The sequence below is a fragment of the Singulisphaera sp. GP187 genome, assembly GCF_900129635.1.
In the GTDB taxonomy this organism is placed as follows: Bacteria; Planctomycetota; Planctomycetia; order Isosphaerales; family Isosphaeraceae; genus Singulisphaera.
The window spans coordinates 670,214-695,076 of sequence record NZ_FSRB01000001.1 but is presented as its reverse complement, the minus strand read 5'-3'; the positions used below and the strand labels follow the sequence as shown (position 1 = coordinate 695,076).

General features: G+C 62.8%; 16 protein-coding genes. 9 read left to right on the top strand and 7 right to left on the bottom strand.

Going from position 1 to position 24,863, the window contains the following annotated elements:
• Positions 1–250: 250 nt before the first annotated feature.
• Together BUS42_RS44230 and BUS42_RS02760 are read left to right on the top strand one after the other, a co-directional pair.
• The gene (locus BUS42_RS44230) at positions 251–496 is read left to right on the top strand and encodes a hypothetical protein (protein ID WP_074305070.1); all 246 of its coding nucleotides are present in this window, start codon (positions 251–253) and stop codon (positions 494–496) included.
• Positions 493–1,458 (top strand): ISAzo13 family transposase, encoded by a 966-nt coding sequence (locus tag BUS42_RS02760; RefSeq protein ID WP_074305068.1) that lies wholly within the window; start codon positions 493–495, stop codon positions 1,456–1,458. Before BUS42_RS44230 ends, BUS42_RS02760 begins: the two co-directional genes overlap by 4 nt.
• Positions 1,459–1,565: 107 nt before the next feature.
• On the opposite strand, the gene BUS42_RS02755 is transcribed toward BUS42_RS02760, so the two are convergent.
• Both BUS42_RS02755 and BUS42_RS02750 read right to left on the bottom strand, forming a co-directional pair.
• Positions 1,566–3,968 carry a protein kinase domain-containing protein gene (locus BUS42_RS02755; RefSeq protein WP_074305066.1) on the bottom strand — a complete coding sequence of 801 codons (2,403 nt, stop codon included), beginning with the start codon at positions 3,966–3,968 and terminating at the stop codon, positions 1,566–1,568.
• Positions 3,965–4,591, bottom strand: coding sequence for an RNA polymerase sigma factor (locus tag BUS42_RS02750; RefSeq protein WP_074305063.1), 627 nt, complete (start codon positions 4,589–4,591; stop codon positions 3,965–3,967). The genes BUS42_RS02755 and BUS42_RS02750 overlap by 4 nt, the downstream gene beginning before the upstream one ends.
• A 786-nt stretch (positions 4,592–5,377) precedes the next feature.
• Between BUS42_RS02750 and adhP the strand changes: the two genes are divergently transcribed.
• Positions 5,378–6,406 carry an alcohol dehydrogenase AdhP gene (adhP, locus tag BUS42_RS02745; RefSeq protein ID WP_074305062.1) on the top strand — a complete coding sequence of 343 codons (1,029 nt, stop codon included), beginning with the start codon at positions 5,378–5,380 and terminating at the stop codon, positions 6,404–6,406.
• Between the two features lie 468 nt (positions 6,407–6,874).
• Here adhP and BUS42_RS02740 read toward each other — a convergent pair whose 3' ends face one another.
• From BUS42_RS02740 to BUS42_RS02730, 4 genes are all read right to left on the bottom strand, one after another.
• Positions 6,875–8,557, bottom strand: coding sequence for an efflux transporter outer membrane subunit (locus tag BUS42_RS02740; RefSeq protein ID WP_254053264.1), 1,683 nt, complete (start codon positions 8,555–8,557; stop codon positions 6,875–6,877).
• A gap of 174 nt (positions 8,558–8,731) precedes the next feature.
• Entirely contained in the window at positions 8,732–10,342 is a 1,611-nt protein-coding gene (locus tag BUS42_RS02735; RefSeq protein WP_074305058.1) for a DHA2 family efflux MFS transporter permease subunit, read from the bottom strand.
• Between the two features lie 77 nt (positions 10,343–10,419).
• The gene (locus BUS42_RS44670) at positions 10,420–10,686 is read right to left on the bottom strand and encodes a hypothetical protein (protein ID WP_254053263.1); all 267 of its coding nucleotides are present in this window, start codon (positions 10,684–10,686) and stop codon (positions 10,420–10,422) included.
• Positions 10,683–12,059: an efflux RND transporter periplasmic adaptor subunit gene (locus BUS42_RS02730; protein WP_254053262.1), complete on the bottom strand. Its 1,377-nt coding sequence runs from the start codon at positions 12,057–12,059 to the stop codon at positions 10,683–10,685. Before BUS42_RS02730 ends, BUS42_RS44670 begins: the two co-directional genes overlap by 4 nt.
• Positions 12,060–13,019: 960 nt before the next feature.
• Here BUS42_RS02730 and poxB point away from each other — a divergent pair.
• The 5 genes from poxB (at position 13,020) to BUS42_RS02705 (ending at position 21,323) form a co-directional block, all read left to right on the top strand.
• Entirely contained in the window at positions 13,020–14,747 is a 1,728-nt protein-coding gene (gene poxB, locus BUS42_RS02725; RefSeq protein ID WP_074305056.1) for a ubiquinone-dependent pyruvate dehydrogenase, read from the top strand.
• A 569-nt stretch (positions 14,748–15,316) separates the two neighbouring features.
• Positions 15,317–16,375: a sigma-70 family RNA polymerase sigma factor gene (locus BUS42_RS02720; RefSeq protein ID WP_074305053.1), complete on the top strand. Its 1,059-nt coding sequence runs from the start codon at positions 15,317–15,319 to the stop codon at positions 16,373–16,375.
• A 770-nt stretch (positions 16,376–17,145) separates the two neighbouring features.
• On the top strand, positions 17,146–18,375 hold the full coding sequence (locus BUS42_RS02715) for a hypothetical protein (RefSeq protein WP_074305051.1): 1,230 nt from the start codon (positions 17,146–17,148) through the stop codon (positions 18,373–18,375).
• A 3-nt stretch (positions 18,376–18,378) separates the two neighbouring features.
• On the top strand, positions 18,379–18,750 hold the full coding sequence (locus tag BUS42_RS02710) for a winged helix-turn-helix transcriptional regulator (protein WP_074305049.1): 372 nt from the start codon (positions 18,379–18,381) through the stop codon (positions 18,748–18,750).
• A gap of 281 nt (positions 18,751–19,031) precedes the next feature.
• Positions 19,032–21,323, top strand: a complete 2,292-nt coding sequence (locus tag BUS42_RS02705) for a YfhO family protein (protein WP_254053261.1) — start codon at positions 19,032–19,034, stop codon at positions 21,321–21,323.
• A gap of 73 nt (positions 21,324–21,396) precedes the next feature.
• Here BUS42_RS02705 and BUS42_RS02700 read toward each other — a convergent pair whose 3' ends face one another.
• Complete coding sequence (locus BUS42_RS02700; protein WP_254053260.1) at positions 21,397–23,196, bottom strand: ArnT family glycosyltransferase; 1,800 nt, start codon at positions 23,194–23,196, stop codon at positions 21,397–21,399.
• Between the two features lie 598 nt (positions 23,197–23,794).
• Between BUS42_RS02700 and BUS42_RS02695 the strand changes: the two genes are divergently transcribed.
• Complete coding sequence (locus BUS42_RS02695) at positions 23,795–24,859, top strand: DUF1559 domain-containing protein (protein WP_074305044.1); 1,065 nt, start codon at positions 23,795–23,797, stop codon at positions 24,857–24,859.
• Positions 24,860–24,863: the final 4 nt, after the last annotated feature.

Sequence of the window (24,863 nt, the reverse complement as noted above, 5' to 3'; positions counted from 1 at the left end):
CGGCCCCATCATACTGTACCGATGTGGACTCCGGATCAAACTCGTGTCGCGATTTCGCGAGCAAACTTCGTGTCGCGTGACAGAGTACGGAACCGCGTGGCACCCAGAAAGAATTCCTTATCAATCGAAGCGCATCGCGTTGCTTCGCCGCAAGAGAAAAGCCTTAGGAATAGGCCGGGAATAACTTCCGTGGTTGGCTTCAGTTAGGATGTCAGACCAGATGTTTGGAGGGAGTATACGGGAGGGTCACATGGAAGCCTACGCACCGACAGTCCAACGGATGATGAAACGGCTCTTCGGCTCGTTGAAAGAGAACGACCGGCGGCGGTATGCGGCGATCGAGGCCGCGAAGTTGGGGCACGGCGGGGTCGAATACATCGCGGGTGTCCTGGAGTGCGACCCGAAGACGATCCGGTTAGGCCTCGGGGAGTTGGAAGGCGAGGACGACCTGGACACGGGCCGCACTCGCAAAAAAGGGGCGGCCGGAAACGGTTGATCGAGGTCGACTCGGCCATCGAAGCGAACTTTCACAAGGTCCTTGAGGACCACACCGCGGGCGACCCGATGCGACTTGAAGTGAAATGGACCAACTTGTCGCGGCGCCAGATCGCCAAGCGGATGGAGGAATTGGGGACACGCGTCAGTCGCGACATCGTCTCGAAGTTGCTCCGGAAGCATGGTTACCGCAGGCGGAAGGCGGTGAAGAAGAAGACGATGGGGCCGCGCCACCCGGATCGCAACGCCCAGTTCGAGAATATCTCCCGTCTCAAGAAGAGGTACTTGAAGGCCGGCTTGCCGGTAATCAGCATCGACACGAAGAAGAAGGAATTGCTGGGCGATTTCCAACGCGACGGGGTGATCGATACTCAAGAAACGATCGTGGTCAACGACCATGACTTCGGGAGCATGGGCTCGGGTACTGTGATCCCGCACGGGATCTACGACGTGGGGCGGAACCTTGGATTCGTCCACCTCAACACCAGCCACGACACCAGCGAACTGGCCTGTGACAGCATTGCGGCTTGGTGGGAATACCACGGTCGGTTGGCCTATCCCGGGGCAAAGAAACTGCTGGTGCTGTGCGACGGCGGAGGTAGCAATAGTGCGGTGAGATATGTATTCAAGGAGCAACTTCAGAAGTTGGCGAATCGGCTGGGCATCGAGATCCGAATCGCCCATTACCCGCCGTACTGCTCGAAGTACAACCCGATCGAGCACCGCCTCTTCCCGCACGTGACGCGGGCCTGTCGCGGGGTGATCTTTCGAACGTTGGAGACGGTCCAGTACTACATGTCCAAGTCCGAGACTGCCATGGGCATGAAGGTGGCAGTGCGAATCCTTGAGAAGGTGTATCAGACCGGCATGAAGTGCGCCGAGGGATTCAAGGAGGGCATGAAAATTGTCTTCGACAAAGTCCTGCCCAAATGGAACTACCGGGCTCTCCCCAAACCAGCATGAAAACGGGAAGTTATTCCCGGCCTATTCCTTAAGCACATCAACAGAACCACGATTCTCCAGTAACGCGACAAACCGCCGCCTGGGCGCGGGGCCGCCCGCGGTTCGTTTCAAGGCCGCCTGCGAAGGGTCGCTCCGCTCGATTTCGTGCCGGTCAGGGTTGATGGCTCTCCCGCGTAGTCCAGCCGGGAGCCGGATGAGAGCTGATACTGCAAGCTCTTCTGCGCGTCGACCGACGCCTCGGATGCGCCCGAAAGCTGAACTTTGACCTCCCCGACGACCAATCCTGCCAGCCTGAGCTGACTCGCACCACTGGCCTGCAACGTCGCGGCTTCGGACGCTCCTTTGAGTGTCACCCCACTCGCTCCACTGGCCAAGAGAACCACTTTCCGGGCATTCAGCACGAGCCCCGTAAGGTCGAGATGGCAAGCGCCTACGGCCTTGATCTTCGCATCTTGGGCCGAGCCGCGAAGTGCCAGCCGGCTCGCCCCTTCGACGAGAAGCTCGACATCCCCCGCGTCAACGGCCCCTTCCAAGGTACTCGCGCCGGAGAGCTTGGCGCGGAAAGGCCGGTCGGACTGGACCGCCAGTTGGGCGGTGGAAGCCCCCAAGGCCTCGATCTCACATTGCTTCAGGAGGAACTGGGCGAGTTTGAGATGGCTCGCGCCGTTGACCGAAAGGCGTGCGACCTTGGCGGAGCCGCTCAGGTCGACGTTGCTGCTGCCATCGACCTGGAACTCCGCGCTCCCAACGTCAATCGCCCCGCTAACCTTGCTGGCGCCGTGGAGCCTGAGCTTGAATTCGGTGTCGGATCGAAATCCTTCGAGCTTGGCCCGAGACGAGCCTCCCACATCGAGCCGGGTCAGGGCGGGGAGCACGACCTGGACCTGCAACGGCGTTTTCAAGCGATATTGTCTGTCCGATTCCAAACCGATTTTGAGCGTCTTTCCTTCCTTGGAAACCCGGAGGTGCTCGACCAGATTGTCGTCGGTAGTGGTCGTGACCTTGAACGCGTCCCCCCTGACGATCTCGGCCCGAAACGTTGAATCGATCGTCACCTCGGTGAAATCGATGATCTCCCAGGTCTTCGAGACCAACTGACCCGACCCAACGATCGGCCCCCCCGCCCGCTTCGCACCTAAAAACGAAACGAGCGTGGGTTCGTCATTCCCCGGGCCGGCCGAAGCCAGTTGATTCGGAGTGCGGTCGGTCCCGAGCGACAGGAGCGCGAAGTCAGAGCCGGACAATCCGCCCCTGGCTCCGATTCCGGCGAGGAGGGCAGCCGAGCCCAGGACGATCGAGGCGGCGATCGGAATCGAGCGGCTCCGGACTGGCGACGGAGAAATCGGGGGACGGGCGGGCGGTTTCTCCGGGCCTTGGAGCGCGGCCAGGTGTTGTTTCAAGACCTCGGCGACCTCGGCCGCCGTCGCGAACCGCCCGCCCGGCTCCTTAGCGAGCAGCCGGTCGACAATCGCGGCCAGCCACGAGGGGACGTCGGGGTTGACGTCGCGCAGGGGCCTTGGCCGATCGTCGCAGACCCGACGCAGGACGGCGGGGGTCGAGTCGGCTCGGAACGGCGGGTGGCCCGCGCCCATGAAGTACAGGACGCCTCCCAGGCCAAAGAGGTCGGAGCGGTGGTCGACCGGCTCGCCTCGGGCTTGCTCGGGCGACATATACTGCGGGGTGCCCGCGATCACACCGGTTTGCGTGAGGCTCGCATCATCCACCGCACGGGCCAGGCCGAAGTCGGAGAGTTTGACCCGCTCGACCCCTTCCTCCAGCAAGATGTTCGATGGCTTGACGTCGCGATGCACGAGCCCCTGATCGTGGGCCGCCGCCAGACCAAGCGCGGCCTGCATACCAACCCGCAAGATTTCCTTGATCGCGAGCGGTCCATCCCGCTCGACCCGCTTCTGGAGCGAGAGGCCGGACAAGCAGGGCATCACCAGGTAGGGCAGGCCGTTCCACGTGTCGACGGCGTGAATGGCGACGACATTCTCATGGACGACCGCGGCGGCCGCCTTCGCCTCCCGGGCGAACCGACCACGCGCCGCGGAGTTCGCGGCAAGCGGGGAGGCGAGCACCTTGATCGCGACAAACCGGCCAAGCGCGGGGTCGGACGCCTTCAACACGATTCCGAAGCCACCGCGTCCCAGCACCTCGATCACGTCGTACGGCCCCAGGCGTCCGAGCGACCCCGGTGTGACCGGCGGAGCGAGGAATTCGAGCGTGTTGAGCTCGTCCGCCGTCAGAGCTTCCCGCGGGTCGGGGACATGGACCGTCTCGGTCACCGGGGGCCGGACGGGCGGCTCGGGGTCGAAATCGGGAGCGAGCTCACGGAGCTCGGCCCAGAGTCGGCTCCCCGCCGCAAGCCGCTCCAAGGTGTGCCGGCAGTCCTCGCAACGTTCGAGGTGGTCCGCCAGTCGGGCGTTCTCCGGCTCCGGCAAGCGGTCGTCCAGGAACGAGCTCAACCTCGATTCGCTGCAATCACTTCGGAATTGTCGTGATCTCATCGACTGGTCTCCTGAAATTCGCCTGCCGACTCCCAACCGAATTGGTCGATCTCGCGCCGGATCCGAACGACGGCCCGGCTCTTGTACTGATAGACGGTGCCCAAGGTCATTCCGAGAGCCTCAGCCACCTCCTTGGGCGGCCGTCCCTCAACCCCGGTTTGCCAGAATGCCTGCCAGGCCAGATCGGAGAATTCACCGCGCACCCGACCGGCCGCCCAGACGATCAGGCGTCGGCGGTACTCAACATCAAAGGCGTCCGAATCCTCCCCGGCCGGCTCGGGGCATCCCTCGAGCAGGCGTTGCACGTCCGGATCGCCCGTCCCTTGCGGCTGACGGCGCCGGGCGGCGAGCAGGTTGAGGATCAGGTTCCGGGCAACCCGGGACAACCACCCCCGGAACGACCCTCGGCCCGGGTCCGGGTCGAATCGCTCGATGGCCCGAGCCACTGCGCGGAAGACTTCCTGAACGAGATCCTGGGCGTCGGCGTCCTGAAGCCCCCGCCGTCGCGCAAGTCGTTGCACCAAGGGACCGTAAATCTCCGTGAACTCGGCCCAGGCCCGCTCATCCGCCGGGTCACGGAGCCGGATCAGCAGACTCTGTCGTGTGCTCGGCGCTTCGTCCATCTCGTGGTCCTCCCGAGTAAGACACAATCACCAAGCAAGGCTTTGAATGCAAATTCGTCAGACCGGTCGGGAAATGGGTCCAGATCCCATCAGAAAGGGAAGATTTCCCGAGAATTCGACACAGTTCTTGTTCGAGCCCCCCAAGCGACCGCGGACCGAACGGGGCCCCTTCGATCTCCAACGGTCTGGATCAGGAAAAGGCACGGGATCCCCGCTGAGCCTGAGCGAGAATGAATCACTCATCGCTCAAGACCTTCAAGGCCTAACATCTTACACCAAACCATGTTCCATAACCGCAAAGTCAGGGCAGTCCGAATCGGCGAGGTGGTCTCTGAAAAACCCGTTCAAGCTCACGACTCCCTCACGACTCCCGCTTGTGGAAAGCTCTGGAGCGAGACGAGACGCCCTAAGCCGTTGGTCCCGATTTTTCGAGACCGTCGCCACGTTACCGAGGTCTTTTCGTCCGTCGGAAGACAGGGAACTGATCGCTCCCTGTCTTTGGACCTTCGCATGGGCTGGCCCGCTTGACACCGTGACAACAACACATTTTTCAACATCTTAACATTCTCACCATTAACTAGCATTATAGTTTTCACATTTTTTTTCACAGCAAGCCTCGGCTGGAGCCGTAGAGACTCTGACGGCAAAGTCGCCGTGGAATCACACAGAGGGCTGTGATATGATAAATTCAGACTGCGCCAATTCATCGCTCCGGCGCGAGAATCGCCCCGGTTCGGTTCACGGCCACGGAAGCGGTTGCTTGACGTCTCACGGGAAGGAAGCATCATGGCAAAGACGATGAAAGCGGCCGTGGCCCGCGCGTTCGGCAAGCCACTGGTGATCGAGGACGTTCCTGTCCCGGAGCCGAAGCCTCGGGAGATCCTGATCAAGATCGAGGCCTCCGGCGTCTGCCATACCGACTTGCACGCCGTCGAAGGCGATTGGCCGATCAAGCCGATGCTTCCGTTCATCCCCGGCCACGAGGGCGCCGGGGTCGTGGCGGCCGTCGGCTCCGAAGTCACCTTCCTCAAAGAGGGCGACCGCGTCGGCGCGGCCTGGCTCTATTCGTCGTGCGGGCGCTGCGATTACTGCATGGCCGGGTTTGAGACCCTCTGCGAGTCGCAGAAGAACACGGGCTATTCGGCCAACGGCACCTTCGCCGAGTACGTGATCGCCGACCCCGACTTCGTCGGCCGCCTGCCCGACACGGTCGACTTCGCCGAGATCGCGCCGGTGCTCTGTGCGGGCGTGACGGTCTACAAAGGGCTGAAGGTGACCGAGGCCAAGCCCGGCCAGTGGGTCGTCATCTCGGGCATCGGCGGCCTCGGGCACATGGCGGTGCAGTACGCGGTCGCCATGGGGCTCCACGTCGCCGCGGTGGATGTGGACGACGCGAAGCTCGACCTGGCGCGCAAGCTCGGCGCCAAGGTGACGGTGAACGTCCTCAAAACCGAACCGGTGGCCGCCATCAAGCAGGAGATCGGCGGAGCGCACGGGGTGCTCGTCACGGCGGTCTCCCTCAAGGCCTTCGAACAAGCAATGGGCATGCTCCGCCGAGGCGGGACGATCACCCTCCTCGGTCTGCCCCCCGGCTCGTTCCCGCTCTCGGTCATTGACATGGTCATGGCCGGCACCACGGTCCGCGGCTCGATCGTCGGGACCCGCCTCGACCTCAAGGAGGCGCTCGGGTTCGCGGGGGAGGGTAAGGTCAAGGCGACCATCACGACGGATAAGCTGGAGAACATCAACGACGTGTTCGACCGGATGCGCAACGGACAAATCGAAGGCCGAATCGTCCTCGATTTCCGATCCTAACCTGCTGATCTGTGAGTCACCGCTTTTCTTGATTCTCTGATGGATGAGCGCGGCCGTGCCACCAAGGCCCTGCCCGTCATTTACTGAGCTCGAAGACAGGCCGGGCAGCTACACAACGAGGCATGTCGATGCGTCGGGTCAACCCGGATCGGGCGAGGCGGGCAATGGAGGCGTGGCAAAGGCTTGCGGCAGTAATCGTCCACGGTGCAGGGAGCGCTAAAGCAATGAGCGTCCCACCAGTGAAACAGGCCGCGGCCGTCGGGATTCCAGCCACCGGCCGGACCGAGCCGGTGAAGGGCAGAAGGCGAGGTCTGCGGTCCTGGGCCACCCGCGACCGCCAGAGGACTCGCCAGGACAACGCACAGCACGATCCCGATTTTCGATATCCGCACCCTCATCGGCGTCTCCTTGGTTCCTTCAGGTGGCCTGTTCTGCGTCGAGTGGCCGCAAACTCGAGGATGAGTACGTTCAGGGGATCGCTGGCGGGAAGGGGTCGGCCGGTTGCGGTCGATCGGGTTCCGAGCGGGGCGCCGGTTGGCTCGGGGCTTCGAGATCGTTGGGGGTGCTCACCGGCCCGAGCGGAGCGGCAGGAGGAGGCGCCGGTGCTGCGGGAGGGGACTGCGAGAGCCGATACTCCCAGCCGCCGCCGACCGCCCGATAGACGGAAATGAGGTTCAGGGCGATCTCGCCTTGGGCGACCGCCAACCGGTCTTGCTGCTGAACCTGGGTCGTTTCGAGGTTGAAGACCCGGTTGAAATCGATCGTGCCGGTGTGGTACTGCGAGATCCCGACCTGACTGGCCGCGGCGGCCGCCTCCACGCTGCGTTGCAGCGCCTCGGCCTGTTCCTGCGACCGCAAGAAGCCACGCAGGGAGATCTGAACCTCGCGACCGGCGGCCAGGACGCGGTTCTGATACGCGGCGATCAGTTCCGCGGTCCGTGCTTGCTGGAGGTGGATATTGTTCTGGATTCGCCCGTAATTGAGGATGTTCCAGCGAAAGCCGGGCAGCAACAGGCCCAGAAAACTCTTGGTGGCAAACGCTTTCGAGAAGTCTTCGGCATCCCAGCCAATCGTCCCGTTGATGAAGAGGGTGGGGTAGAGGTCGGCCTCGGCGACTCCAATCTGGGCGCTCTGGGCCGCGACCTGCCGCTCAGCGCCCCGGATATCGGGTCGGCGTCGGAGCAGGTCGGCAGGGATCCCGGTGGCGACGGAGGCCGGTGTGTTCGGCACCGGGGATTGGCCGAGGTCGGGTCCTGGCCCCAGCTCGGGTTCGAGATTCACCGGCGGGATCCCGACCAGGGTGCAGAGCGTGTCGTTGGCCTGACCGAGCTGGATCTGCAATCCGGGGATGCTCGACCGGGTCTGCTCCAGGATCGTCTTCGCTTGCTCGACGTCGAGCCGATTCGTCGTTCCCACGCGGAACTTCTGTTCGGCGAGCGAGAGGACCTGCTCCTGAATCTTCACGTTATTCCGGGCGATCTTGATTCGCTGCTGGGACACGCGATACTGCACATAGTTCGATGCAATGTCAGCGAACAAGGTCACCAGGGCGGCGTCGTAGTCCTCGACCGACGCATCCAGGTTCGCATTGGTCGACTCCACGTTGCGCCGGATCCGGCCCCACAAATCGAGCTCCCAGCTCAGGTTGAACCCGTAGAACCAGTTCGAGAACGAGAGTGGGAGCGTGCCGGCCAACGGGCCCGAGTTGAGGTGATTGAACGGTGGCAGGTTCGGGCTGAGGTTGACCCGGGCATAGGATGCGATCGCCTGTTGCGACTGCGGAAAGATGTTCCCGACCGCGATCGCCTGCCCCGCTCGTGCTTCGAGCACCCGGGCGCCGACAGCGCGAAGGGTCGGGTTCTGCTCGTAGGACCGCTGGATCAGCTCCGAGAGCTTGGGGTCGCCGAAGACCGACCACCAGTCGTTGCTCGGCAACGGGGCGTTCTGGACCTTGGGATTCTCGGCCTCGATCCAGGCCGGGGCCACCAGCGCAGGGGGACGCCCATGGTCGGGGCCCACTTTGAACCCGTTGTGAACATATTCCTTGAGGCTGGTCGTCCCACAGCCTCCGCTGACGACCAGGGCCACCAGCAGGAGGGCCGGAGTCGACCCGGCTCGCCGGATTGACCGCAGGCGCTGTCGTGCCTTCATCCCGTCTGGGAGTCGCCCATCCATGAGTCGGGTCCAGCAGCCGCCGATTCGTCCTCGGGCCGGGAGGCGAGCGATCGCCTCGTCTCCAGCCAGAACAATTCCTCCAACCCGAATGATCGGCGCATTCGATCCGATTCGATCATGTTATTCCGACCGAGTCACTCGAGTTCGCCGCTATTCCGCGCCGATGTGGGCCCCCTTCTCCGCCACCGACCGTCGCATGAAGAAGATCAGGCCGATGAGCGAGAGCGAGAGGACGGAGAACAGCCAGAAGTCATCGAAATAGGCCAGGCTTGCCGCCTGCTGATCCCTCAGAGCCTCCAAGGCCTGCAACGACATCAAGCTCGATCCGACCGGGTCGCCGGTCTCCGAGCGGAAGAGGGATTGGCCCTGGTTGAGGAACTCCTGGACCTGCGGATTCAAGGGGTCGATAAACTCGCCGAGTCGCGCCGAGTGAAACTGCGAACGGCGCTGTGCCAGGGTCTTGGCCAGCGAGGTCCCGACGCTCCCGCCTTCATTCCGGAGCAGGGCGAACAGCCCGACCGCGGCCCCGCGGTACTGTTGCGGGACCCCTTGAAAGGCCGCGACGGTCAAGGGAGCGAAGATCAGCGAGATCCCCATGAAGGTCACCACCCGCGGCCAGATGACCTGGTAGGGGCTGATCGCCAGATTCATCACCGACATCCAGTAATTCCCCGCGGCCATCAAGATCAGGCCCGCCAGGATCAGCCAGCGGGCATCGGTCCCCCGACCCAGGAGGAACCCGGCGGTCAGGAGCATCAGCACCGAACCGATCCCCGACGGAGAGAGCACCAAGCCGGAAGCGTAGGCATCGTAGCCGAACAAGGTCTGGAGCAACCCCGGCAAGGTCGTCGACGTGGCGTAGAGGATCCCGTAGACCGAGAAAACGATCAGGCTGCAGGCCGCAAAATTGCGGTCGGCCAGCGGACGGAGGTTGACCACCGGGTCGGGGGTCCGCAACTCATGGACGATCAGGGCGGTCAGCGCCAGGACGAAGACGATCGCCATCGATTGCGCCCGCCAGGTGGGGTCGGCGTACCAGTCCCACTCCTGCCCCTTGCTCAGAAGGATTTCCCAGCAGGTCACGGCCATGATGAGCAGGCTAAGCCCAAGATAGTCGAAGCGGAACGGCCGACTCAGCAGTTCCGCCCGCGTCTCCTTGAGGTAAGGCGGATCTTCGACCACCAGGTAGCAGACCAGGCAACCGAGCGCCCCCACCGGCAGGTTGATGTAAAAAATCCAGCGCCACTCATAAAAGACGGTGAGATAGCCCCCCAGCGTCGGACCGATCACCGGCGCAATCAGCCCCGCGATCGCAAACAGGGTCATGGCCGACCCTTGCTTCTCCGGCGGGAAGGCGTCGATCAAGATCCCCTGACTGGAAGGCTGAAGCCCACCCCCCGCCAGCCCCTGGATCACCCGGAACAGGATCAACTCCTCGAGACTGCCGGCGACCCCGCAGAGACCCGACGCAATCGTGAACACGGCAATGGAGATCAAGAAGTAATTCCGTCGTCCGAGCCGGTTCGACAACCACCCCGAGATCGGCAAGATCGTGGCGTTGGCCGCCAGATAGCTGGTGATCACCCACTCGCTGTCATTAACCGACGCCGACAGGCCGCCCGCGATGTACCGGAGCGCCACGTTGGCGATCGTCGTATCGAGGACCTCCATGAAGGTCGGGACGACCACCGCGGCCGCGACAATCCAGGGATTGAACGATCGACGCCGGGTTGGGGCTCGGGCGAGGGCCGCGCTTGTCATCCGGGATCTCTGCTCCGCTCCAGGTTTAGGAACAACACGTGAGTGAGTCGTCAGTACTTTCGAATCAAAGGATCAGGTCAACGTGCGGCGGAAGGGTTGGTCACGGTCGGCGTCGAGGTCGGTTCGGGCTCCACATCCGGATTCGGATTCGCGGGGGAAGGGTCGGGAGTGGGGCGTCGGGGGAGCGGTCGAGGGGGTTGCAAGACCTCGCCGGCGTGCGGTCCGGTCGCCGGCTCCTTGTAGTAGACGTAGGGGACCACCGAGAGGCCGACGAACAAGGGCGCCTTCTGCGGGTCGTAGTGCGTGAATTCGATCCGGACCGGAAGGCGCTGAACGACTTTCACATAGTTACCGGTCGCGTTCTGGGGGGGAGCAGGGAGAGCGTCTGACCGGTCCCCATGGTGAAGCCCGTGATCCGCCCTTCGAACTCGCGATGACGGCCGTACATATCCACCTTGCAGAGCACGCGTTGGCCGATCCGGAGGTCGGCCAGTTGGGTTTCCTTGAAATTGGCGTCGACCCAGATTTCGGACTGGGAGCGAATCGCCATCAGGTTCTGTCCCGCCTGGACGTTATTGCCCGGATTGACATTTCGACGCGTGACGACGCCATCAATGTCGCTCACAACGTCGCAGTAGCGAAGGTCCAGCTCGGCCTTCGCCAGGTCGCGGCGGGCCTGGAGCAACTTCGCCTCGGCCTGCTTGATTGCCGGGGCCTGGGGAATCAGGCGGGCATAGATCCGTTCGAGGTTGCCTTCAGGGTCGAGCTTGTAGAACTCCTCGATCGCCTGCTTGGGCGTCACGTTCCAGGAGCTGGGGGAGTAGCCCAACTGGGCTGCGCTCTGGAGGAGAATCCCCAAGGCCCGACGCACAGCCGAGAAATCCTCGGCGAGCTCGGGAGGGGTCTGGCTCAGGTCGTTCCCTTCCGGGGGCCGGGCGGGTAAGCCCAGGCCGACCCGCGTCGCATAGATGGCCTGGAGGGCCTGATCGACGTTCGCCTCATCGACCTTGACCGCCTGCCGGCGCATGTCGACATCCTCCTTGCTGATCCCCCCGCCCGGGAGCAGTTGCTCCCCGCGTTTGAGGTTGGCTCGGGCGAGGTCCAGGGTGGCCTTCTGGCTGTTGAGTGCCGACACGTTCGACCGCAGCTCGGCGATCTTGGTGTTCACCTCTTCAATCGCGCGGGCCAGTTGAAACCGATTGGCTCGAATTTGGGCCACCTCGCCACGGACCAAGGCTTGCGCCGCGGTCAGACCCGCCTCGGCCGCCGTGACGGCCGCCTGCTGGATCGCCCGTTGCACCTCGTACGGCTCGCGGTCGAGCTGGACCAGAATGTCCCCTCGTCGCACCTGCATATTGTCATCAACGAACACACGGGAGACCTGGCCCCCGACGCGCGCGGCCAGAAAAGTGACGTGGCCGTTGATGTAGGCGTCGTCGGTCGAGACCGTATTGAAGGCGGTCCGGATCTCCGGGATGAGGGCGATCCCTCCTGCGATCAGACCAACCACGACCGCCGCGAGCAGGATCCGCTTCCGCCAGGGCGACGCGGAACGCACCGGCGGCTCGGACCGGGGGGCGGTGGTCGTCGTGATCGTCGCCGCGGGACGGGCAGGCGGCTCGGACGAAGGTTCCGCGACCCCCCGCGGCGCGGTCCCGGGTGAGCCGGCCGGCGATTCGGCCGGTGGCTTGGAGCCTCGATCAAGCGAATCAGCCATCCCAGTCGATCCCCCTCTGCGTGTCCGAGTCTCCGCGAGTCGCCAAGTCGCCCTCGCCTCCAGTCAGACGCAACCCTGACCTCGTCGTCAAATTGTAGGCGGGCCGGATCGGATTTGTCTCCATCCCTTTGAGATCCACAGCAACTCTCACGCCAGGCGAAAACACTTCTGGACCCTTACGATTCCGCTTGCGAACCGATGGGGAGTTCTCGTGGGGAGCGCCACACTTCCGCCATGACAGTCCACCTTGCCCTGGGTCGCCCCGGCAAGACTCACGCGAGGCCGATCCCCTCCAAAGGTGGGTGCACTCGGAATCGGGAGCTGCGATGGGTTGACCCACCTTTTAGATTTTGCGGGGGAGCAAGCGAAAGGGAAGCCCCCCGTATTCCCTTTTCCTGCACGGCACGGCTAACCTTACCAGGGTGGTTACAGCGGTTTACGTTCGGGTGGACTAGAGGTCGAGCGATCCGGGTGGCTGGGGGCCGAGCACGGACCCCAGCCACCCAGACGGCTTCCCTCGTTCCCACGCTCCGCGCTATGCCTTACCCACAAGTCGTAAGTTGTTAGCAATCCGGAGGTTACGGAAGGGGGCTGTGGCCCGAGCTGGATGCCACAACTGGAGGACTCTCAGGCACTTGCGCCGATCACCCTCGCTGGACACCGGGCCAGCCCCCCACTTGTGGGTAAGGCATAGCGCTCCGCGTGGGAATGCCGTCTTCGACGCTCTGCGTCATCCGCGTGAACACGGGCAATCCGCCTACCACCGCACATGTTAGGAAGTACAGAAACAACATACTACTGAATTTGTAGCGACTTCGACCCATCACGTGTGCCTCGGAATGAGCCGATGACGCGGAGCGTCAAAGACGGCATTCCCACGCGGAGCGTGGGAACGAGGGAAAATGCGAAGCAATATAACTACTTGCAAGACACTGCCCCTCAGACGACGGAGAAGATGCCATGTCGAGAACCGTCAGCACCGTGTTTGTTGAGACCTTGATCGCGGCCGGCGTGAAGCGCGTTTACGGCGTGGTAGGCGACTCGCTCAACGGCCTGACCGACGTCATTCGCAAGAGCAAGGCCATTGATTGGTTCCACGTACGGCATGAAGAAGTGGCCGCCTTCGCCGCGGGCGCGGAGGCCCACCTTACCGGGGAAATTGCCGTGTGCGCCGGCAGTTGCGGCCCGGGGAATCTTCACCTCATCAACGGTCTCTACGACTGCCATCGCAATCGAGTCCCGGTCCTTGCGATCGCGGCTCAGATCCCGAGCAGCGAGCTCGGCAGCGGCTATTTCCAGGAAACGAGCCCCGAACATCTCTTCAAGGACTGTAGCCACTATTGTGAACTGGTTTCGCAGCCCGAACAGATGCCGCGCGTCCTGGGCATCGCCATACGCACCGCGATCGCCAAGCGGGGCGTGGCCGTGGTGATCATTCCGGGTGATATCGCCTTGCGTGACTGCCCGTTTCCACCGCTTTCCCTGGGACTCGGCGACTCCGCCTCCATCACACTCCCTCCGGTTGACGCCCTCGAGAAGGCGGCCGGGATGCTCAATGTTGCGAAAAAGGTCGTGATTCTCGGCGGCGCGGGCTGCGCGGACGCTCATTCGGAACTGATGGAAATCGCCGGACGGTTGAAGGCCCCGATCGTTCACGCGATGCGTGGCAAGGAGTTCATCGAGTACGACAATCCGTTCGACGTCGGCATGACCGGGCTGCTTGGCTTCTCATCGGGTTATCATGCCATGATGAACTGCGATGCGTTGCTGATGCTCGGCACCGACTTCCCCTACCAGCAGTTCTATCCCAAGGACGCGACGATCCTCCAGGTCGATCTCCGTGGCGAGCAGATCGGTCGGCGCACGCCCGTGGCTCTCGGACTTGTCGGCAGCGTGAAAGCGACGTTACAGGCGCTCACCCCATTGGTGAACGACAAAGCCGATCGCAGCTACCTGGATGTCTGTCTCAAGCACTATGCCCAGGCCCGGAAGGGACTCGATGACCTGGCGACCGGCGAACCGGGACGCACTCCGATTCATCCCCAATATGTGGCGAAGCTGTTGAATGAGTTGGCTTCGGAAACCGCCATCTTCACCTGCGATGTGGGAACCCCCACAATTTGGGCTGCGCGCTACTTGCGGATGAATGGCAAGCGTCGCTTACTCGGTTCCTTCTCGCACGGCTCGATGGCCAATGCGCTTCCCCAGGCCATCGGTGCCCAGGCCGCCTTTCCTGATCGGCAGGTCGTCAGCCTCTCCGGCGATGGGGGTCTGGCAATGTTGCTCGGTGACCTGTTGACGTTGCGACAGCTCAAACTGCCGGTCAAACTAATCGTGTTCAACAACAGTTCGCTCGGTTTTGTGGAACTGGAGATGAAAGCCGCCGGATTGCTCGATTATGGCACGGAGTTGGTCAATCCTAACTTTGCCAAGCTGGCGGAATCCGCCGAAATTCTCGGCATTCGCGTCGAAGCCCCGGAAGCCCTTCGACCCGCCTTGGAAACCGCGCTGGCTCATGACGGTCCTTGCCTTGTGGAGGTGATCGTCAACCGGCAGGAACTGGCGATGCCCCCGACGATCACCGCATCACAGGCGATCGGTTTCAGCCTGTACATGATCCGCGCCGTGCTCAGTGGGCGCGGTGACGAAGTGATCGATCTCGCCAAGACGAATCTCTTCTCTCGCTAAGCAGGTGGAACTGGTCTTCCTTGATATTGAATGATGTGCAACCCGTGGCACCCAGCGGCCATGGCATCCCTTCGATCCCCCATCAGAAAATCAAAGAAAACCAAAACCAACGGCTGAGAGCGGTTCACCATCGAGTGGCTCACTTCTGGGTGCCAGAGCCAGAGAGAAGCCCAGGGGCCGAGTACGGCCCCCTGTCACCCTGGTCGCTCTGCCAGTGATTCCGCCGATCGAAAACCGCTTTAAAGCGGTTTTCGTTCCGACGGGTCCTCGCCCAAAAGATATCGATGAAGGGTTTCGCCGATTTTTTTCGCGAGACTTTGTGTGATGCGACATCAAGGGGTTCCATTGCCCCCCGGGTGCGGCCCATCGGCCTCACCAACGTTCTCTGCTCAGGCCTTTGTGACTCACGGATCGGGTCGTGCTTCCGGGGGACGAACCAGGTTCGGAAACAAGAGGCCCCCGGTCAAACCGCACCGCACTGAAGCGCGGCCTCGCCGGTTCGATGATCGCAAACGGACGGGAAGCTCCGGATCGCAAACGGGCCTATTCAGGCGAAAGGGGGACCTGCGATGGTCGCTCGGAAGACGAAGTCTCGCACGACAACAGGGCCGCACGGAACCGACGGGACGCCGCCGTCGTTGCGACGAAACGGGTTCGACGAGTCGGCCAAACGGCTCGTTTACGGGCAGTGGCGTCAGGGAGTCTCGGTCGCCGTCCTGGCGCAGCAGTCCGGGCGGTCGCAGACGGCGATCGTGCGGGGGATCAACGAGGTCCGGGCGGAACGAATCCTCGAACAAAAGCTCGACTTCATCTTCGACCCCAGTTTCGAGGCCGGCGACGCCAATGCGATCATCCTTGCGCCGATGCCCGAGGCCCCCCGCTCGGCATCCCGGTCCCGACCGCCAGCCGCACTCCTCCCGGGCTATTTGGCCAGCCTCTACGACGTCCCCCTGCTCAGCCGCGAGCAGGAGGCCCATCTGTTCCGCAAGATGAACTACCTGAAATTCCTCGCCGGCAAGCTCCGCGAGACGATCGACCCGGCACGCGCCCGGACCGCCGACCTCGACGAGGTCGAGCGGCTCCAAACCGAGGCGCACACGATCAAGAACCAGATCATCCGAGCCAACCTCCGGCTCGTCGTCTCCATCGCCAAGAAGCGATCGGGCGTTTCCAATAACTTTTTCGAGTTGGTCAGTGACGGCAACATCAGCCTGATGCAAGCGGTGGAGAAGTTCGACTTCTCGCTCGGATTCAAGTTCAGCACGTACGCCTCATGGGCGGTCATCAAGAACTTCGCCCGCACGCTCCCCAAGGAGAAGAGCCTCCGCGACCGGTTTGTCACCGGCCAGGACCTCGTGTTCGAGGCGACCGCCGACCACCGCGCCGCCAGCTACGAATTCGAGAGCGACAACCATCGCAACGAGGAGACCGTTCAGAGCATGCTCGGCCGGCTCAACGATCGCGAGCGGCGGATCCTGATCGGCCGCTATGGGATCGGTGGCGCTGACGAACTGACGCTGGAGCGGCTCGGCCACGAGTTGGGGATCACCAAGGAGCGGGTCCGCCAGATCGAATCGCGGGCCCAAGAGAAGCTTCGCAGGTTCGTGCCAAAGGCGAGCCTCAGATGACAGAACCGCCGTCACGCACCGAACGACAAGAGACGTTCCGCGGGTCCAGGCTGTCCGCTCGGCGATAGGGGCCGTTCGAATCCCGGCCGCCCCAGCCCCCCCGAATCCCCTCAACCGTGAACCGCTCTTCCCCACTCCGCGGAACCACCCCGGCCCCGGCTACGCGAAGGTGACGGCAACCAAACAGGCCCGCGCAAAACCCAAACCACGCACAACACGATTCTATTTTAATTTCTAAATTGTTTTCGCCAATCAGTTTTCACAAATCACACAACAATATCATAAACTCTATGTATTACCACTTTAGAATCTTATGATTCTCCTCAATCACTTCCACAATCCTCCACGCAACCAATCTGGCTGGAAATTCGAGTCTGTCGCCAGGAAACCGGGCCGTCTGTCTGCCCCGGAGACCGAAATTCGCGGGAGAAACTCGTTCCCACGCTCGGCGTGGGACTTCTGTCCGCGACGCTTCGCGTCGTCTTCTCCGGCGGGTGGGGCCGCGGAGCGGCCAGAACGGCATTCCCACGCCGAGCGTGGGAACGAGATCCCGATATCCTTGCTCCAGTCTTGAACATTCACCGAACAAGAATAGAGCGGCACACGGCGCAGACCAGACTCCAGCCACAATCTTCTTGTGTCACTTTAAATACTTCGTGTTTAGGTCCGAATTACATGGGGACCTTCGATACCCCGTGCCAAGGGCGGCGATCACCCTTTTTTGGGGTGTGCGTGCCCCCTTTTTCCTTCTCTGCTCCGGGAAAGAGACTGTGTGGTTACCGCTGAAGGTTTTAACCCGCCTGTTCGTTACCACGATTGCGGTCCTTACCGTAATCGCCATCACCTTGGGACGGTACGGCGCCCGTGATTCTGACGATCGCCGGCTGACGCCCCCACAACACCAGCATCTCAACATGTACCTGTTTCACCCTCGCCATGACGACCTTGTCATGATCGACGTCGAGGCGGGGAAAACCGAACACTTTGCCCTCGCTGACGCGTCCTTGATTAATTACGCCGGCTGTTCGCCCTGGCAGGACCATTGGGGTCGCACGCATCTCGTCGCCCTCTGGAGGGGGCGGGCCCGCCCTGACGCCGACTTGGCGGCGGGCCTGACAAGGTACGCCCTCCCTGCCAAGGAAGTCCTCGACCACGTCGAGATGGACGTTCTCCCGGCAAGCGCTCCGTGCTGGTTCCCAGACACCACCGCGAGAATCCTCTTCGCCGGCAGCGACGGACGCCTCTACCGGTTCTCGTTTGAGGATCGGCGGGGCCCGGATCCGGTGACCGACGATAAGCTGAGACCCCGCCCGCTGACCTGGCAAACCAAGCCCCCGGAGGGCTTGATCGCCATGTCGGCTCCGAACTGGCCGATTGACTCGAGGCTCGGCGGAAAACTTGTCGTCTCACTCACCACCGCGCCAGTAGGGCACATGACCCAACCGGTCCTCAGGCGCAGGTCCGAAACTCAGCTCTGGTGGCTCCAACTCAGCCGTGACGCTTCGACGATCGTGGCGGCGGGGCCGCTCATCGCGAAGGGGTTCGCGGACTCAGCCCAGTCGACGACGGTCGAAGACCTGCCCGCGATCGCGACGAATTCCAACGGCCATCTGTTGCTCGCCTACCTCGCCGGCAACGAATTCGATGGCGACTATCGACTCAGGCTGGCACCGCTGACAATCGAAGGCCCATCGAGCGTGCCTTCGGTCGATGAGACGGAGACTGTCGAGTTCTCGGGACCGGTTCTCCTCAGTCCCCCCGCGTTCTCGAAGGACGGTCGCTGGATCTATGCCGTTCGCCGCCCCACAAACGAACCGGTTCGGATCGAACGGTTCTCCGTCACCGACGCCCTGACGAGAGACCCCGCGGACGTGATCGTCACGCAGCCACCCCCCGCGCCGATCATGACCGGTTCACCGGACGGCGAGGGTGGGAGACCTTGCTTTCGGCTGGGCGCGTACCTACCTTTTGGTAAGTACCCGACGCGCCGCGGAGGCTGAACAATGAGCAGGCGAAGTTATGGTTGCGGGCTCGAAGCCGTTGTCGATGTCATTGGGGGCAAGTGGAAGCCGCTCATCCTCTGGCACCTCGTCCCCGGCGCGCGTCGGTTCGGCGAACTGCGACGCCAGGTGACGGATATCAGCGAAAAGATGTTGATTCAAAACTTGCGGGAGATGGACGCGGACGGAATCGTCGCCCGCAGGGACTTCCACGAAGTGCCTCCTCGCGTCGAATACTCGTTGACGGAACTCGGCCTCTCGCTCGCAGACGTCCTGAAGCCACTCTGCGAGTGGGGCCTGACGCACATGAACGCGATCGAAACCCACAAGTTCCAATGCGCGACCCTCGGACCCGAACGTGGCCAGTCCGCATAACGGAAGTTTGTCCGCATTTCCCTTCATCCATGCGTTGATCATTTCCGGTCTTTGTTCTTTTTTGGGGGGAGGGTTGAGCGTCTGATTTCCGGCCTCCGACCGGCCCCAAGGTCGTCGTGCAAAATCGACGGCTTCCGCACTTCTGGGATTGGTCTTCACGATATCAAGACATTGGCGTAGGATGCCGCCGCTTTTTCGACCTGATCCCGGATGGATCGGCTCGCACCGCGGAAGGCAAAGGATTGCTTATGACTCCTCCTGGCGAAACAACGCGTCTCCGCATGGGTTGGGTCGTGGCGGGCGTCATGCTGACCCTGATCGCCCTGCCGTTATTCCGTGGCCAGGTCTACGTTTACTGCGACCTCGCGTATGGCTATCTGCCGATGCGATGGTTCTTCGCCGACTGCCTGGCCAAGGGCGAGGACCCCTCCTGGTGCCCCAACCTCTTCGGCGGGTTCTTCGTGACCGGCGAGGGAGGAGGGACCTACCATCCCTGGATCCGGCTGCTTTACAGCACCCTCTCGCTCGGCCCGGCCCTGAATTTCGAGCTGCTCGTGAGCTATCCGGCGCTCCTGGTCGGTTTCATCGTGCTGGCGACGCGGTGGGGGATGCGCCGGGATGCCGCCTTGTTCGGTGCCTTGGTTTTTGCGTTGGGCGGCTACAACATGCTGCATTTCATGCACATGAACGTCCTGGCGATGCTCGCCCACGTCCCCTGGTTGCTGCTCGCGATCGACGTGACCCTGCGTGCGCAAGACCGACGCCAGGTGGCGCTGGCACGGGTGTTCCTGTCGCTCCTGACCGCGTCGCAGATCGTGATGGGACACGTCCAATTTGCCTGGATCTCCGGGGTCTGCGAAGCGTCCTATGGCCTCGTCCTGGCCTGGCAGGTCCCCGGGGCCGCGCGGCGGTTGCCCGGCCTGGCCGTCTCAAAAGCCTTGGGGATCCTCGGCGGGGCCATTCAGATCGCCCCGCTCTGGGAGTCGTTCCAGGCGTCGAAGCGCGTTGCGCCCACGGCGGCCTACGTGGCGATGGGTTCGCTCTCCCCCTGGAATCTGATCCAGTGGGTCGCCCCTTACCTCACCGTCTCGCGGGTCATCACGCCACCGATGGCGATCGACGGCGGAATCTTGCCGCCGGCCCCCTCCATGCTTGACTGGCGGGTCCACGAGTTCTCGCTCTACTACGGCGCGGCGATCCCGGCGCTGCTCGTCTGGCTGGCCGCAAACCGCAAAGGGTACGGCCGGCTCCGCCCGTTGATCCTCTTCGCCGGAATCATGACCGTCGCTGGATTCGTGCTGGCCCTCGGCGACTACACGCCCTTGTACCAGATCACGTCGAAGATCCCGGTGGTCGGTCGGTTCCGGATCGCGGCCCGCTACCTCGTCCTCTTCCACCTGGGCGTGGCGTTGCTTGCCGCGGTCGCCTTCAGCGGGCTCTGCGGGGTCGCGGATCGAAGCGAACGCCCGGCGTGGCGGCGACTCTGGCCCCTGGCCGTGCCGCCGCTCCTGAGCATCCTGGCTTGCCTGGCCACGCGGTTGCCGGAGGGACTTTGGCCGGCCTACATCCGCGGTGAGTTCGTGGCGGCGACGCCGCTGATGCTCGCCGGCCCGGCCCTGATTGCCGTGGCGACCGCGCTCGTGGCCTGCGCAGCACGGGGCTCGCGGATCGCCTTGCTCGCCCTCTTCGTGTTCATCGGGGCCGACCAGACCGTCTACGCGTTCCAGTTGAGAAACCTGATCCCACCGCAAACGATCGCGGAGTACCTCGCCGCTCGGCCGCTCCCGCCCGGTGGTGACACGTCGGTTCGGGTCAAGTTCAACCAGCTCCGCGACACCTGGCACAACGCCTATATCATGAAGGGCTTGCGGACCATGTCGGGATATTCCGCCATGACCCCTCGGCAGCGTCTCGACTACAGCAAGCACGCGAGCTTGCGAGTTGCCGGCGTCGGCTGGGTCATGCCGTCGGACGACGAGCGGGGCCAGCCCTGGATCCCCCTCTTCGGCCCCCTGCCCCGGGCCCGGCTCGTGACCCAGACCCAGCGCAGCGACGACCCGAACCGCGACATCGAAACCATCGACGTCGCCATCACCGCGCTCGTGGGTCGCGACTTGCCCTTGCCCCCCGCCACGCCGGGCGCGGCGGATCTCGTCGGCGACCGGCCCGGCAAGATCGATGTCATGACCACCACGGAATCGAAGCAACTCCTCGTCCTCTCCGAAACCAACCACCGCGGCTGGCGCGTGAAGGTCGACGGCAAGACGCAACCGATTCTCCGGGTCTACGGCGACTTCATGGGGTGCGTTGTGCCTCAAGGGCGACATCACGTCCAGTTCCGGTTCCAATCGTCGAGCGTCCGCGCCGGCTTCTGGCTCTCCACGCTCGGCCTGGTCCTCATGACGGCCGTCCCCCTCGCCCCGCTCTGGCCCCGCGCTCGCCCGACCACGCCCGGTGGCCGGATTCCTCACCTCTTCGGGAACTCGCTGAGCAGCCGCCAACACGAACCCGCCCAGGCAGAGCGATCCACCGAGTCCTCCCCCCTGCCGGACGCCCCTCAACCCGAGCCGTGATGACTCGGCGGCCATTACGACAAATTTGCACGTGTACAATGACATACTTTGCACACAAGCAGACCATTGCACCCTACTTGGTTTGAGAATCCGAAGGGTGACCGGTCTTCGCCTTCGGCGGAGGCCCCCCTTCGGTTCCTCGAATCCGGTCCAGGTCGGCCTCCAGCGCGTCTTTTCCTTCATAGATGGCGATCAGAGGCACGTCTGGGGCGACATCCAAGGCCTTAACGTAAACCGGCTTGACGTGATCGAGCAGGTATTGCCCGAGAGTGTTCCCGGGATATTGCAAGTGGCCGGGACGGTTCATGAGGACGAACCAACGGGCCTCCCGACCGCGGTAGGTCAGCGGATACGGCTTCAGCAGGCCCCAATGATGAAGGTACTCGAAGGTCACGGCCGGGAAGACGAACGCCAGCGTACGCCCCTTCTCGGTCTGCGCGTTCAGCCAGTCGCGAACATCGGGGGTCACAGCCTCCCAGTAGTAGGTTGGCTCCAACCCGGCGCGGGTGGCCCCGGACAATCCTCCGATCATCACATTATAGTACGAGAGCTGCAACGGATGATAACGCCAGGTACTCCAGGCGCCCGAGCCGACGACGCCGGTCAAGACCAGCGCGACCAAAGGCCGGGCTAACCTCCGGCCGCCGACATACCGCTCCAGCCCGTCCGCGATCGTCGCGAGCCCGATCCCGGAAAGACAGGCGAGGAACACGAACGCGGCGAGAAACTGCCGCTCGCCATCATGGCCCGGTGCGTTCGGCAACGCGCGGAGCACCATGAAGAAGGCCCAGCACCCCAGCAAGAGAGTGCCCACCCGATCCCGAAACCGACCAGCGATCAAGCGCCCCCCTCCGACCAGCGCCAGGACGAGGATCGCCGGAGGGACCACGATCGTCGTCAACACCAGGGTGTTGTACCAGGGAAGCGAAAAGAGATAGAGCCGGCCGAAAAAGAGGGTCGGGATCGGCAACAACTGCTGCCGCGTCAGGTTCGACCGGAGAAAGGTCCCCACACCCCCCACTGGGTCAGCCCACCAGGTGGGATTCAACACGTAAACCACGAGGGCCGCGACGATTCCACCCTGAATCAAGGTGCGCGCCGCCCGTCGGTCGCGGTAGAAACCGGCCCAGGCGACCAGCGGAAACGGGATGAACCAGCCGGTGAACTTGGTCGCCGCCGCACAGCCCCAGGCCACTCCGAATGCGATCGTCCAACCCCAGAGTCGACTGCCGGCGGTCGGCGGCGACTCCACCGCTTGCAAAAAGGCCGCCACGGCGAGGAACCAGAGACAAAGCGTCGGCGCGTCGTACGAGGCCAGGTGCGCGTGGGCGAACATCCGGGGCATCGCGAGCAGGCCCAGCGCCGCCATTAACCCGGCCGACCGCCCATAGTGCCGAGCCATCAGGCCGTAGACCGCCCCCAGCGTCAGGGAGAACAAGACCGCCGGCCCAAACCGGTACGACCCCGGCGCCGCCAAAAACGAGTGGCTGACAGCCCAGCCGGCCAACCCGAGCAGGGCATAGAACGGGGGGTGACCGTTCGGCTCCTCCCGCGCAAACTGCCAGTAAAACCGGAGCGAAGCCGGGCTCCAGGGAGACCACACCGACAGCCCCGCATTTCGCTGGTAGGCCGACCGGGTCTCCAGTTTCGAAAGCCGAGGCGACCATGCTTGACTCGCCGCGGTGGAGTCCCCCGTAATCCGTCCGAACCACTCCCGGAGCCGATCTTCGCGCTCGATGGTGAATCCCTCATCCCAGGCCATCCCATAGTCATTCAACGTGCCCCACAGCAGAGCCAAGGCGCCCACGGCAATCAGCCCCGCCACGAGCCTATCGCCCCATCGGCTGAAGTACTCACTCCGGCTCCCAGTCATCGTTCCCAAATCCCCTGACCTCCACTCGATCGCCCCGTGCATCTCGCCCCGATCCCGAAGCGGATTCCTCGCCCCCCCCCTCAACGATCTTCAAGTCGTCGAATCCACTTGTCTACAGCCCCACCATGTCCTCTCAAAAGAATCTCCCCGCTTTGAAAACTCGGCTAAGCCCAGAATAAATTCCAGACCACGCTGAACGAAAAATCCCTTACCGACTTCGACACCTTCTTATCTTACCCCAAAACCACGCAACACAATCTCCAACAAGTGCCAACGCCTGCGACCACGGTCCACGAACTTATTAATGCAAGACCCCGCAAACGCCAATAGACACAATGGTTTAAACACACGAGGTTTACCCGACCCACCACAATGGGAACTTCAACGAATCTTATCGGATGAGTCGCCTTGGCCTAACGGCATGCGGCTGAGCCCTCAAGATCAAGAAGTCGCCTTCCCATCTTGTGCGTTGCGATCAGAAAATATCCTTGACCCGTGCTTGACACCAATGTAGGTTCTAGATCTTACTCACTTCCTAAACTAATCGAGCAGTCACTGTCCGGTTTGACCGGCGTCTTCACTTTGGGAGGCATATTTCATGTCGTTCTCATGGTTCCGCACGCGCCATTTTCGGGCATTCACATTGATTGAATTGCTGGTGGTCATTGCCATCATCGCCGTTCTGATTGCCCTCTTGTTACCCGCAGTCCAGGCGGCCCGCGAGGCGGCTCGCCGCTCGCAGTGTGTCAACAACTTGAAGCAAATCGGCCTTGCGATGCATAATTATCACTCGACCAACGATGCGTTCCCGATGCTCGGCGGCATTCCCAGCACAGGGTTTGCCGGCAACTCCACCAGCAACGGCCACGGGCCAAGTGTGCTGGTTTACTTGCTCAGCAACATGGAACAGTCAGCGCTTTCAAACGCGTTCAATTTCAGTTGGGCCAACGTCACCTGCTGTGGTCCCGAGGTCACCAACACGACGGTGAGAAATACGCAGGTCACCTCGTACCTCTGCCCGTCCGATACGGGGGGTAATACCTTCAAGTCGGGAGCGAATTATGTCGCCAGCGTGGGGCCGCAGTTCAATCATCTCCCCATCGCGATCAGCAAAGCGGGAGTCGGCGTGGGGATGTGGGCCAGCCGAGTCTCGTATGGAATCCGCGACTGCACCGACGGCACCAGCAACACGGTGGCCTTCGGCGAAGCGTTGATCGGTGACAATGTCAATGCCACCAATAACGGCGCCGAATTCTACAATTGCGTCCCCTGGCCGGGCAGCAATGCCAGTGGCTCCGGTGCCGACATGGTCATGCCGAATCCCGCCGGAGTCGGATTTCTGCAAACCTACATCCAGAATTGTAACGCGATGAGATCCGGGACCACCGGCCAGCAAAACGCTTCGCGGCAATACTGGGCCTCCCACCGCATTGGTGTTGGCCCGATCGTCCCGATGCTGATGCCCCCGAACTCCAAAAACATGGACTGTCAGAACACCAACGAAAACGGTAATCACGCAATGCGCAGCCGGCACTCCGGAGGTGTCAACACCCTGCTGACCGACGGCAGCGTCCGGTTCATCAAGGACAGCGTCGCCCAGACGGTCTGGTGGGGCCTCGGGACCAAAGCCGGCGGCGAAGTCATCTCCTCAGACGCATTCTGAGTTG